Raw genomic sequence first — 12,009 nt, forward strand, 5'->3', positions numbered from 1 at the left:
TACTGCCTCCGGCAGTCAAACGAGCCCTGTCGGTGGCGCCATGAACTCCGGTCCGACCGGATCCCGGACGGCCTCGGCCAGGATGGAATCGACTGCAGCCAGGGCGGCACCGTCCAGCGACCAGTCGAAGAGCCGATCCAGCGGATCCATCTGCTCGGGCCGGCGGCCGCCCCAGATCGCGATCGGCACACCCATTTCGAGCACCCAGCGAATACTGAAGTCGAGCAGAGAGCGGCCGAACTGTTCCTCGGCGTACTGCTGTAGCCGTTCGACGGCGCGAAGATACTGGCCATAGCGGGGTTGGGCGAACTTGGGGTCGTTGTTGCGCAGGTCGTCACCCTCGAAGGAGGCGTCGACAGTCATCTTGCCGGTCAGCAGGCCGCGGCACAGCGCGCCGTAGGTCATCAGCACGATCGGCTTTCGCTCGCAGTAAGGCTTGATCGAAGACTCGATGCCGCGCTCGAAGATGTTATACGGCGGTTGGCAGACGTGGATCGGGCACTCTGCCCGGAACCGCTCCATCTGGTCGCAGGTGAAGTTGCTCACACCGACGTTGCCGACCAGTCCCTGATCGAGCAGGCGGCGCATCGCGCGGGCCGTTTCCTCCACGGGCCGTGTCGGATCCGGCCAGTGGACATGGTAGATATCGATGTGGTCCCGGCCCAGGCGCTCGAGCGAATCGTCGATCTCGCGCTCGATGCGGCCGGACGAGCCGTTTCGAAACACACCGCCATCGTCATCCCATTCAAGGCCGACCTTGGTCGATACATGAACTTCATCACCGTCATCATGCTCGGCCAGCGCCTTGCCGACGATCTTTTCCGACGTACCGAAACCGTAGACCGGTGCGGTATCGATCAGCGTGACGCCCTTGTCGATTGCCGCGTGAATGGTGTCGATGGAACGCCGCTCCTCGGTACCACCCCACATCCAGCCGCCAATGGCCCAGGTGCCCAGCGCAATCCTCGAGACTTCGAGATCGGTTCCGGGAATTCGGATCGTCTGCATCGTAATCGCTCCCTTTTGAATTGCTTTTGGCTGGTTTCAGCCTACCATCCGCGGTTGTGTCGATCGTTCTACGCTGTGGGTGTACAGATGCTTCTCTCCTCAGTAGTCACCCGGCTCACCCGAGGCCTCTTCGCTAATTCGCTCCAGTCGTTCCTTCTCTTCTTCCCGGGCGGCATCGATGATGCCCATCAATTCGTCGAGGTTCACATCCTGTGATGAGGGTTGGTAGGCGCCGGTCAACGGACGCTCGGTATCGAGATTACCCGAAGCGTAGCGCGACCACATTTCCTTGCCGTATTCGGTCTTCAGCAGTTCCGGCGCGAACCGGCCGAAGTAATGCTTCATTCGATCGACATCGCGCACGAGCATCATCGCCGCGCTGTTGTTGGCCGCGGCATTGACCGCCTGCGGCAGGTCGATGATAACCGGGCCGGCATTGTCAACCAGCACGTTGAATTCCGAAAGGTCGCCGTGGATCAGACCGGCGGCCAGCATACGCACGATTTCGGCAATGATGCGACTGTGGTATTCACGTGCCTGTTCGGCACTCAGCTTCATGGCGTCGAGCCGCGGCGCCACGTTGCCCCCGGAATCGATGATCAACTCCATCAGCAGCACGCCGTCGACGAAGCCATGCGGACGGGGCACGCGCACACCGGCGGCCGACAGGCGATAGAGTGCATCCACCTCGGCGTTCAGCCACTCCTTTTCCTGCTCCTTCTGGCCGTAGCGGGTGCGCTTGTTCATCGCACGGGCGCGCCGGCTGTTGCGCACGTTGCGGCCTTCCTGGTACTGCGCGGCCTGCTTGAAGCTGCGCACATTGGCCTCCTTGAACACCTTGGCACAGCGTTTTTCGTCACCGCAGCGCACGACGAAGACATCGGCTTCCTTGCCGCTCTTGAGCGGGCGCAGCACTTCGTCGATCAAGCCGTCTTCGGCCAGGGGTTTCAAGCGGGCGGGAATTTTCATCGGGAACAATTATGACACCCATTGTTGCCTGTCACCGGCGTCGGACCCTGGTGCGGCCGCAATGCGGATACCCGGGATTTTCACTATCGTGCCGCCGGTTTGCGCCGCCGCGGCCATCGGAGTACGGTACACGAAGGGGTTGCAGGTGCTTGACCTGCATATTCATTCGCAACGCGGGAGGTTGGTATGGAAGGCATTCTGATTTGGCTCATCGTCGGCGGCATCGCCGGCTGGCTGGCAGGCCTCATCGTCAAGGGTGGTGGTCAGGGCATCCTGATCAATATCGTGGTCGGCATCATCGGCGCGATCCTTGGCGGCTGGCTGTTCGGCGAGCTCGGCATCGCTGTCGGAACGGGCATACTCAACGCCATCGTCACGGCCGTCGTCGGCGCGGTGATCCTGCTGCTGATCGTCGGGGTGATCCGCGGCAAAACCTGAGATTCCCGAGCCGGGAAACCGGGACAACCACGATCCCGGTCGCGTGGACGTTGATCAGGGCATAGTCGAGGACGACACGGCCTCCAGGATGTCACGCTTGATCAGGTCGGAGAGTGGCTTGCCCGGAGAAAGCTGATCGAGACTGTCGCTACGGGCACGCGGGCCGGGGAGCAGGCCATACCAGCCGTTCTTGCCCGCGGCCTTGGCGGCATACAGGGCGCGGTCGGCCAGACCGGCACCCATCGCGGGCTCGACACCGTTGGCTACCAGCAGGAACTCTTCCCCGCCCCAGCGAACCAGGATGTCCTGCTGCCTGCAGAACCGGTCCAGTCTTCGGTTGCTGTGATGCAGCTTTTCGTTGAGAATTTCGAGTTCCGCCGTGCGCTTGGCGACCTGCCGATGCAGAATCTCGACCTGGCGGCGCTTGTAATGCATGTTCCGGCGCACCCGCCAGACGATCAAGGCGAGCAGCATCACCAGGAGCACCCCGTAAAGCGCGTAGGCCACCGGATGAAGCCACAGCGGCGGCGTCAACACCATGGTTAACTCGCTCTGGTTGCCGAAACGGCCATCCCGGCCGGCTGCTTCGATGCGAAGCCGGTAGCTGCCCGGCGCCAGGTAGTTGACCGAGAATTCCGCCTGAGCGCCGTTGACTTGAACCCAGTCGTCATGCAATCCCTCCACCCGGTAACGCAGCCGGGCGGCGCTGGGTGCATTGAAATCCAGCGCCACCATGCGCAGCGCGAAGATGCGCTGACGATGGTCCAGGCGGAGTTCACGGGCATATGGCAGGGATGCATCCAGGCCGGCGAACGGTTCCAGCAAGCCGATCTCGCGGTGCATGACGGTGAGTCCATCGACGACCGGCTGCGCCGCCGGGCTGTCGAATGAGAAGGCCGAGCTCTTGACCGAATCGACCCCGGCAACGCCGGTCCGCCACTACCCATTAACGGCCGTCGAATCTGACCAGCCCGATCAGGCCATCCCGGGAAATCAGGTTGCTGACGCTCCGGTCGGCCAGATCGATCACCTCGACGCCGGCATCATTGCTACCCATCCAGAGCCGCTTATGCTGGTCGACAGTCAGCACGTCCATCGTGGAACTGACAAGGCTTTCGGGATCTCCCGGTTCCCGTCGCAGCACGTCGAAGTAGTGTCCATCGAAACGGTGCAGTCCTTCCTGGGTGCCGAACCACAACAACCCGTTGGAATCCTCAGCCAGACTGATCACGCTCGACTGCGCCAGCCCCTCATCCAGCCCGTAGGACTCGACTGCCAGGGTTCGCTCCGGCGGAAGTTCGGTGGCGTCATCGGCTGCAACAATGATGCCGGTCAGCGCGAGCAGGGCCGCAGTCAGCAGGAGACGAGGACCAAGAGCGACTAAGCAGGCAAAACGTATGGGTCGTCTGCTATCTATTTGAAAATGCAAGCCAAATTCGGGGCGGCGGGGGGTGCATTCCGTAAAGTTTACCGTCTAATGGCGCTCAAGAGCCAATCACAAACTTACGCAGTCATCTCACCACCCACTATTTCATGTTATTTCAACCAGCGATCCATCCAGTCCTCGAGTCGAGAGTAAAGATCGACACGGTTTTGCGGACTGCGGAACCGATGTGGCTCTCCTGGGTAACTGTGGCTTTCGAACACCTTGTCTTGACGTTGCAGGGCGTCGACCGCCATTTCGAACTGGTTGAAGGGCGCGCGGGCGTCCGCCTCGCCATGCATGAGCAAAATCGGAGTTTCCACCTGGGCAATCCGCGTAACGGAATTGCTGCGTGCATAGACTTCGGGGCGGTCCTCCGGCGGCCCGCCGTGCCCCTCGGAGGTGAACAGCCGACCCAGACGGTCCGCCGACTTGTAAGCATCTGCCCAGTCGTAAATCCCGGCCATCGGCACGGCGGCATCGAAGGCCTCAGGGGCCCGGGTGACCGCAGCCAGGCTCATGATGCCGCCATAGCTGTAGCCGTAGATGCCAACCTTGCCACTGGACCAGGGCTGCTCACGGATGAAGTTGGCAGCTGCCGCAGCATCGTGTGCCTGATCGTCGGCCCAGTGGTGGACAGCCATGTCCTGGAAGGCTTGGCCGAAACCGGAGCCCCCTCGGTAGTTAATGGCCAGGACGACATATCCTTGATGCGCCAGACGCTGTTCCACGAGATTCAGTCCATTGTAGTAGGAGTTGGTGCCTCCGCCGTGGACCTGCACCAGTGCCGGATACTTTGTGGCGGGCGAAAAATCCGGCGGCGTAAACAGGAAAGCCTGGATGTAGTGACCGCCCAGGCTGCGATAGCTAATCACGTCGGGTGCTTTCACTCCCTGCCAGTCGGTTGATACCGCCGTCAGTTGATCGGTGCGGCCGCCTGCTTTCGGTAGCCGGTCGACCTCGCGGCCGCGCGTCGGCGTGGAACGGATGAAGATGAATTCTCCGGCGCCTTCGGTCGCATCAAATCCGTGGATCAGTCCCCCCATGTTGCTTACTTGTGTGGCGACGCCGCCGGAGGCCGGCACGCGCCACAGGTCCAGCTCGCCGCGTAAATGATTCGGAAAAAACAACTCCGATCCGTCCCGGGACCACTGCGGCTGATTCATGGCCATCGCGTGGACCTGCATCTCGATTCGGCGTTCGTCACCGGAGGCAGCATCGATCACGTACAGGTCCGACAAATCCCCGTACCAGAATTCGTCCTTGGCGGTTGCGAAAACGGCGATCCTTCTGCCGTCGGGCGACCAGGCCGGCGCCGCACGTCCCATCACGGTACCGGACAGCTTGCGTTCATTCCCGGACTCGACATCCACCAGCCAGAGGTCGTCATCCCAGTAATCGGCCTTGTTGGAGAAATAGGCGATTTTCTTTCCGTCCGGAGACCAGGCGTGTCCCAAACGGGCTTCTTCCACCGTCATGGACTCTCGGGTCAGTTGCTTTGGCTTACCCGAATCGTTGGTGTTGACCAGCCAAATATCCTGATGCCCGGACCGCGTGCTGTAGAAAGCGATCCTATGGCCATCCGGAGAAGGTTTTGGGGCTCGTACGTCATTACCATCATTCGTAAGACGCACGGGGTTTTGTGAATCAACATCGACAACCCACAGATCGCTGTCACCGACATAGACGATTCGTTCACCGTCCGCGAACCACCTCGGCGATGTGCCCGTCACCCATTTCGAGAGGTTTTCCGTATCGTGCGACAGCAGATAGATGCCCTGCTTGTCCGGGGTCTCCAGCACTGCGGCGACATGAGCTCCATCCGGCGATATGCGCGCCTCCATCACACCGTCATGCCCGGTGGCACGACAGACATCAGTGCGGCAGATGTTTTCCCAGGAAAGCGCTTCCTCTCCGGTACTCCCCGTCGTCGGGATGAAAACAGCCACAAGGCACAGCAATGGAAGGATGTGCGGGCGGACAAGAATCAGGGACATTTCGATGGGCTCCAAATACGACATATAAAAAAGTCGAGTTTGCAGGGTACCACTCGGGACAGGAAACACCGCGATCGGCGGCGGTATCTTCAAACAAGCTGCACCGCGTCCCGTTGTACACTTGGTTGCATGTTGCGTTCCAGTCCCTGCGGTTTATTGCCCTTGGCAGCTGATTCGGGTACTCGGGTATGAGTGCTCCGGCCACATCGGATGTGCTGGTCATTGGCGGCGGGCTAGCCGGGATCGTCACCGCGCTGGAGTGCTTGCGCAACGGGCAGTCGGTCACGCTGGTCGATCGCGATCGGCCCGAGCGTTTCGGCGGTCTGGCGCTGTGGGCCTTCGGCGGGATGGCTCTGGTCGGTACGCCGCTGCAGGCCAGAAAGAAGATTCCCGATAACCCCGAGATCGCGTACCGCGACTGGTTGCGTTTCGGCGAGCTCGATCCGCGTGACCACTGGTCGCTGGCCTGGGCCCGTCATTACGTGGAGCGGTCGCGGGCCGATGTCCACGATTGGCTGCTGGATGAAGGGTTGAAGTTCCTGCCGGCAGTCAACTGGGTCGAACGTGGCCGCTTCGGCGAGGGCAATTCCGTGCCGCGCTACCACATCGTGTGGGGCACCGCGCGCGAACTCGCCCGGCGCATGATCCAGCTTTTGCACGAATCCGATTCCGGTGGCCGCCTGACCCTGCTGCACGAGCATCGCGTCACGGCACTGCTGCACAGCGCCGGCCGGGTTTCCGGCGCGCTGGCCGTCAATGAGCGCGACAGTCGCGAAACGCACCTCGAGGCGGCGAACGTGGTACTGGCCACCGGCGGCCTCAACGGCAGCCACGACCAGGCGCGCGCCAACTGGCCCCGACATCGCCCGCGGCCGAAGACCATGCTCAACGGCGCCCATCCCTTTGCCGATGGCCGCCTGCAGCGCTTCGTGGCCAACGAGCTCGACGGTCGCATCGTCAATGCCGGGGAGATGTGGAACTACGCCGCTGGTTTTTCGCATCCCTTTCCGCATTTCGAAGGCCACGGCCTGTCGGCCGTTCCCTGCAAGTCGGCGCTGTGGCTGGACCACCGCGGCCGCCGCATCGGCCCCGAGCCGCTGGTGACCGGCTTCGACACGCACTGGCTGTGCCGCCGCGTGGCCGAGCAGGAAAAACCCTGGACCTGGCACCTGCTCAATCGGCGGATCGCCCTGAAGGAGTTCGCCATTTCCGGGGCAGAGCACAATCACTCCATCCGCGAAAAGCGTTTTCCCGCGTTCCTCGCAGAACTGCTGCTCGGCAACAAGCGCCTGTACGAGCAGATGCAGCGTGAATGCGATGAGTTCCTGGTCGATGACACGCTGGGCGGGCTCGCCGGGAAGATGAACCAGCTCACGCGATCGCACGATATCGACCCGGCATTGCTGGAAGCGACGGTCGACGACTTCGACGCCAACTTCGCCCATCGCGATGCCCTGCAAAACGACGATCAGATCCGCCGCATCCTGCACGCCCGTCAGTGGGGCCCGGACCGGCTCCGCACCTGCCGGCCCGCGCCGCTGAAAAAGAAAGGGGCGGGCCCGTTCATCGCGGTGCGCATGCAGCTGGTCACCCGCAAGAGCCTGGGTGGGCTTCGCACCGACCTGGAAAGCAGGGTGCTCGACGCTTCGGGCGAGGCGATTCCGGGGCTTTACTGCGTGGGCGAGGCGGCCGGTTTCGGCGGCGGCGGAGCCAACGGCAAGCGCTCGCTCGAAGGCACCTTTCTGCCCGGATGCATTCTCACCGCGCAGGCCGCGGCGCGTTCGATCCGTTCCGGCGGCTGAACTGGAGGCGACGCCATGATTCGACAGCTTCCGGCCACGATCGAGGACTTCCGCAGACTGGCACGACGGCGACTGCCGCGCTTCCTCTACGACTACTACGCCGGCGGCGCCGGCCGGGAACGAACCCTGGCGGCCAATGCCCACGACTGGGACTCGGTGAAGCTCAGACAACGCGTGCTCGTCGACGTCGAACAGATCGATACCGGCACGACGCTGGCCGGCGAGGACTGCGCCATGCCCCTGGTTTTAGCGCCGATCGGCCTGGGTGGCATGGCGGCGCGCCGCGGCGAGGTGCAGGCGCTTCGAGTGGCCGAGGCCAACCGGGTGCCGTTCACCCTCTCGACGGTGGGTATTTGCGGCATCGACGAGCTTACCGGGGCCGCGAGCCGGCCGTTCTGGTTCCAGCTTTACATGATCCGCGACCGGGGGATCGTCGAGGCGGTCATCGACCGGGCCTGGGCGGCTGGCTGCCGGACCCTGGTCTTTACCGTGGATCTGCCCATGCCCGGTCCGCGCCATCGCGATACCCGCAACGGCATGGCCGTTCCGGGCCTGCGCCCCAAGCTGTTGAAGATCGGGCAGGTGCTCGCGCGTCCCGGCTGGATCTGGAACGTGGCCCTGCGCGGCCGGCCGATGAGCCTGGGGAGCATGAGCCCGTATGTTCATGCCGCCAGCGACCCCGACTCGTTCCGGAAATGGATCGACACCCAGTTCGACCGCAGCGTCATTTGGGCCGATATCGAGTGGCTGCGCCAGAAATGGAAGGGCCGCCTGATCCTCAAGGGCATTCTCGACGCGGCCGACGCCGAACGCGCGATGGCGATCGGCGCCGACGGCATCGTCGTCTCAAACCACGGCGGTCGCCAGCTCGATGGCGTTGCCTCGACCGCTACCAAGTTGCCGGAAATCGTTCGCGTCGTGGATGACCGGATCGAGGTGCTGGTCGACGGCGGCATCTGCGGCGGGATCGACGTCTACCGCGCCCTCGCCCTGGGGGCCGACGGTGTATTGATCGGCCGCGCATGGGTGTGGGCCCTGGCCGCGGCCGGCCAGCCCGGATTGCAGCAGCTGCTGGCCGGTATCCAAGAGGAACTGCGCCTGGCCATGGCACTGACTGGCGTGACCCGGCTCGAGGAGATCGGCCCGCACTGTCTCGACCCGGGCCCGCCGGAAACCTGAAACAAGGAGATCGACTATGCCCAACGGCGCCCAAGCCCTGATGCAGACCCTGGCCGATGCCGGCATCGAGGTGTGCTTCACCAATCCCGGCACCAGCGAGATGCATTTCGTCGCCGCCCTCGACGACGAGCCGCGCATGCGCGCGGTGCTGGCGCTGTTCGAGGGCGTTGCCACGGGCGCCGCCGACGGCTACGCGCGCATGGCCGACAAGCCGGCCGCCTCACTGCTGCACTTGGGCTGCGGGTTGGGCAACGGCCTGGCCAACCTGCACAACGCGCGCAAGGGCAAGGTTCCGGTGGTCAATATCGTCGGCGACCACGCCACCTACCATCAGCCGCTGGACGCCCAGTTGCAGTCCGACATCGAGACCGTCGCGCGCAATGTTTCACCCAACTTCGTACGCAGCTCGCGACGGACCGAAGACCTTTGCCGAGACGCGGTCGACGCCATCGCCGCGGCTGTCGGCCCACCGGGGCAGGTCGCGACCCTGATCCTGCCGGCCGATGTGTCCTGGGGCGAGGGCGGGCAGCCTGCATCGCCGCCGACTGCGCCTGATCCCGAATCGGCCGACGAGAAGGCGGTCAACGCCGTTGCCGAGGCGATCCGAAGCGGCGGCAAAACGGCGTTGCTGCTCGGTGGCCGTGCCCTGCGGGAAGGCGCCCTGCGGGAAGCCGCCCGAATCGCCGCCCACAGCGGCGTGAAGATCTTCTCCGAGGTCTTTCCGACCCGGCTGGAGCGGGGCGCCGGTCGCCCGCCGGTCGAGCGTATCGCCTACCTGGCCGAACTGGCCACCCTGCAGTTGTCGGCGTACGACCACCTGGTGCTCGTCGACGCCAAGGAACCGGTGTCCTTCTTCGCCTATCCCGGCAAGCCCAGCGAACTGGTGCCGGACAGCTGCAAGGTTCATACCCTCTGCGACCCGGCGCAGGACAGCAAGGCCAGCCTGGAAAGACTGGCCACCGCGCTCGGCGCCGACCAGGCCGAACCCGAGCTTCAACAGGCCGGCCGGCCCGATCGCCCGCGTGGGCGCCTGAGTGCCGAGAAAGTATGCAAGGCGGTGGGTCATCTGTTGCCGGAGCGTGCCATCATCGTCGACGAGGCCAACACCTCGGGGCTGATGCTGCCGGTGATGACCGCCGGTGCCCCCGCCCACGATTTGCTCACGCTGACCGGCGGGGCCATCGGCCAGAGCCTGCCCAACGCGATCGGCGCGGCCATCGCCTGCCCGGACCGGCCGGTACTGGCGCTGGTCGGGGACGGCTCGGCCATGTACACCAACCAGGCCCTGTGGACCATGGCCCGCGAGAACCTCGATATCACGGTAGTGGTTTTGGCCAACGCCGCCTATTCGATTCTCAACGTCGAACTCGAGCGAGTCGGCGCCCGCGACCGTGGCGGCGAGAAGGCGCGTGCCCAGCTCGACCTGACCGGCCCGAAGCTCGACTTCGCGCGCATGGCCCAAGGCATGGGCGTGCACGCGGTGCGTGCCGACACGGCCGAGGATTTCTGTCAGGCGATGGAATACGCCTTCGGGCAACCGGGCCCGCACCTGATCGAGGCGGTGATTCCCGAGTCGCTCAACCGGACCAAGCGCCGTGTCCTGCCCTGGCTGTTGCGCTCTCTGCCGCACATGCCGAAATCGATGGCCCGGGCACTCAAGCGTAAACTGGCGCCGTAGCGCGGGGGGAGTGTCAGTTCAGGAACCGGGCCCCACGATTCCGACGGGTGTCATGATTCAGCGTGAAGCGCGGGCGGCAGCGGGATCGACCAGTACTCGCCGCGCGTCGTGTCGTACAGCGGTACACGGAGCGTCCGTCCTTCCGGACCAAAGCCGATATCGCGCGCCGGGCTCTTGAGGTCGTCGGGCCGGGCAGCAAGCAGTTCGGAAGGCGAACGTCCGTCGTCGGCGTGGCGACGCATCCAGGCCAGGCTGCCGAGTACGCGCAGTTTGGCGCCATGGTCCTGAAGGCGGTGGCGGTAGTCGGTGTAGCTGGGCAAAGCAATCGAGTTCATCATGCAGCCGATGGAGTTTGCTACACAGGCAAAGCGCAGCATGCCTTGAGACGATGATTCGGGTATTTCACGCCGGTCGGCGCGTAGCCGGTCGCGTTCGGATTCGCCACAGAACGACCGGAGCTGCTTCGCACTCGTGCCCACCGTCGCTTCGGCGTCGAACAACAGCGGCCGGGAGAGTCGATCCAGGAAGCCGCCCTGGTCCATGGGTTCCGGCAGATTTCTGATGCTGTTGGCCGACGTTTTGAATTCACCATACATCGCGTTGCAAATGGATACGTCGACGAAGCTTGGTGGCGCCAGGGCGTCGTCGCATGCCTCGGGAAGCGGCATGTCGACTGGCAGTTCGCCCAGCATTTTCGCAAGCATATGACCATGGTTGTCGGTTGAATTCGCGACGCTGATCAGGCGGGTAATCAGGTTGTCCGAATGCGCACCCAGCCGGCGCCAGGTGTTGATGTCGCGGCATGTGGCCGCCACCGCTTCCCGCTTTCGTCCCTGTGCGAACGCGACTGCATGTCGGGTCCGAAGCAGGAATACGTTCTGATAGCTTGGGAGCGGCGTGTACACTCGGTACGGAAATTCGAATCGTACGTAGTCATAATCGCGAAGTGCTTCGATTCGATCGAGGAGCTTCTGGTTGCGTTCGACCAGTGCGGTATACGCTTCGAGTTCTTCGCGTACTCGCGCCAGGCAGTCATCCCCCCGAGGCCTGCAAAACCGTTCCCGATCTTCGGGGGTTGGCGTCAGGTCAGGGTAATCCTCGGCGACTGACTCGATTCCCCAGGTCTTGCCTTCATCCATATTTGGATTGGCCGGTATCTCGGAGAAGCGACGAACATCCTCCGCCATCACCTCATCGAGACGATCTTCCGGCACATCACGCGCGAGCGTCCATAACAACGCAAATGCGTTCTCACCGGAAAAGTCGGGATGTTGTTCCATCTCGGCAATCGCCTCGCGCTGCGCCTCGGTCGGATACATCAGCCGTGAAACAGCCCAGGCGGCGATCACCAGAACCAGCAGCAATACAATAAAAACAAAACCCCACTTCAGGATTGTCCGGAGCACAGCCATAAAACCGACACACAATTGGAATCGGTCAGTACTCTAGCAAATCAACAGAATCGGCGGCCCGCCAAACAACCAGGAGCTGAACGAGTCTTTATCGGGAAACGAA

At 63.4% G+C, this 12,009-nt stretch carries 10 protein-coding genes; 4 read left to right on the plus strand and 6 right to left on the minus strand.

The window, feature by feature from the left end:
- Positions 1–15: 15 nt before the first annotated feature.
- Positions 16–1,008: an aldo/keto reductase gene (locus DZK26_RS03730; protein WP_116898665.1), complete on the minus strand. Its 993-nt coding sequence runs from the start codon at positions 1,006–1,008 to the stop codon at positions 16–18.
- 99 nt (positions 1,009–1,107) lie between these two features.
- A complete protein-coding gene (locus tag DZK26_RS03735; RefSeq protein ID WP_116898666.1) occupies positions 1,108–1,977 on the minus strand; it encodes a PA4780 family RIO1-like protein kinase in 870 nt (289 codons plus the stop codon).
- Between the two features lie 186 nt (positions 1,978–2,163).
- Here DZK26_RS03735 and DZK26_RS03740 point away from each other — a divergent pair, with 186 nt between their 5' ends.
- On the plus strand, positions 2,164–2,415 hold the full coding sequence (locus DZK26_RS03740) for a GlsB/YeaQ/YmgE family stress response membrane protein (RefSeq protein WP_116898667.1): 252 nt from the start codon (positions 2,164–2,166) through the stop codon (positions 2,413–2,415).
- Between the two features lie 54 nt (positions 2,416–2,469).
- Here DZK26_RS03740 and DZK26_RS03745 read toward each other — a convergent pair whose 3' ends face one another.
- The 3 genes from DZK26_RS03745 to DZK26_RS03755 form a co-directional block, all read right to left on the minus strand.
- Positions 2,470–3,258 carry a triple tyrosine motif-containing protein gene (locus DZK26_RS03745; RefSeq protein WP_116898668.1) on the minus strand — a complete coding sequence of 263 codons (789 nt, stop codon included), beginning with the start codon at positions 3,256–3,258 and terminating at the stop codon, positions 2,470–2,472.
- Positions 3,259–3,361: 103 nt separating this feature from the next.
- A complete protein-coding gene (locus DZK26_RS03750) occupies positions 3,362–3,844 on the minus strand; it encodes a two-component regulator propeller domain-containing protein (RefSeq protein ID WP_116898669.1) in 483 nt (160 codons plus the stop codon).
- Positions 3,845–3,951: 107 nt separating this feature from the next.
- Entirely contained in the window at positions 3,952–5,835 is a 1,884-nt protein-coding gene (locus DZK26_RS03755) for a S9 family peptidase (RefSeq protein ID WP_181918429.1), read from the minus strand.
- A 188-nt stretch (positions 5,836–6,023) separates the two neighbouring features.
- Here DZK26_RS03755 and DZK26_RS03760 point away from each other — a divergent pair, with 188 nt between their 5' ends.
- The 3 genes from DZK26_RS03760 to DZK26_RS03770 are packed head-to-tail and all read left to right on the plus strand — an operon-like array spanning position 6,024 to position 10,494.
- Positions 6,024–7,637 carry an FAD-dependent oxidoreductase gene (locus DZK26_RS03760; protein ID WP_116898671.1) on the plus strand — a complete coding sequence of 538 codons (1,614 nt, stop codon included), beginning with the start codon at positions 6,024–6,026 and terminating at the stop codon, positions 7,635–7,637.
- Between the two features lie 15 nt (positions 7,638–7,652).
- Entirely contained in the window at positions 7,653–8,816 is a 1,164-nt protein-coding gene (locus DZK26_RS03765) for an L-lactate dehydrogenase (RefSeq protein ID WP_116898672.1), read from the plus strand.
- A gap of 16 nt (positions 8,817–8,832) precedes the next feature.
- Positions 8,833–10,494: an acetolactate synthase large subunit gene (locus DZK26_RS03770; protein WP_116898673.1), complete on the plus strand. Its 1,662-nt coding sequence runs from the start codon at positions 8,833–8,835 to the stop codon at positions 10,492–10,494.
- 50 nt (positions 10,495–10,544) lie between these two features.
- On the opposite strand, the gene DZK26_RS03775 is transcribed toward DZK26_RS03770, so the two are convergent.
- The gene (locus tag DZK26_RS03775; RefSeq protein ID WP_147306685.1) at positions 10,545–11,858 is read right to left on the minus strand and encodes a hypothetical protein; all 1,314 of its coding nucleotides are present in this window, start codon (positions 11,856–11,858) and stop codon (positions 10,545–10,547) included.
- Positions 11,859–12,009 lie beyond the last annotated feature (151 nt).

The organism is Wenzhouxiangella sp. 15190, assembly GCF_003417465.1.
Lineage (GTDB): Bacteria > Pseudomonadota > Gammaproteobacteria > Xanthomonadales > Wenzhouxiangellaceae > Wenzhouxiangella.

Excerpts from the sequence above, each read along its gene's own strand:
- DZK26_RS03730 (WP_116898665.1), bottom strand. The coding sequence starts at position 1,008 with ATGCAGACGATCCGAATTCCCGGAACCGATCTCGAAGTCTCGAGGATT.
- DZK26_RS03735 (WP_116898666.1), bottom strand. The coding sequence starts at position 1,977 with ATGAAAATTCCCGCCCGCTTGAAACCCCTGGCCGAAGACGGCTTGATC.
- DZK26_RS03740 (WP_116898667.1), top strand. The coding sequence starts at position 2,164 with ATGGAAGGCATTCTGATTTGGCTCATCGTCGGCGGCATCGCCGGCTGG.
- DZK26_RS03745 (WP_116898668.1), bottom strand. The coding sequence starts at position 3,258 with ATGCACCGCGAGATCGGCTTGCTGGAACCGTTCGCCGGCCTGGATGCA.
- DZK26_RS03755 (WP_181918429.1), bottom strand. The coding sequence starts at position 5,835 with ATGTCCCTGATTCTTGTCCGCCCGCACATCCTTCCATTGCTGTGCCTT.
- DZK26_RS03760 (WP_116898671.1), top strand. The coding sequence starts at position 6,024 with ATGAGTGCTCCGGCCACATCGGATGTGCTGGTCATTGGCGGCGGGCTA.
- DZK26_RS03765 (WP_116898672.1), top strand. The coding sequence starts at position 7,653 with ATGATTCGACAGCTTCCGGCCACGATCGAGGACTTCCGCAGACTGGCA.
- DZK26_RS03770 (WP_116898673.1), top strand. The coding sequence starts at position 8,833 with ATGCCCAACGGCGCCCAAGCCCTGATGCAGACCCTGGCCGATGCCGGC.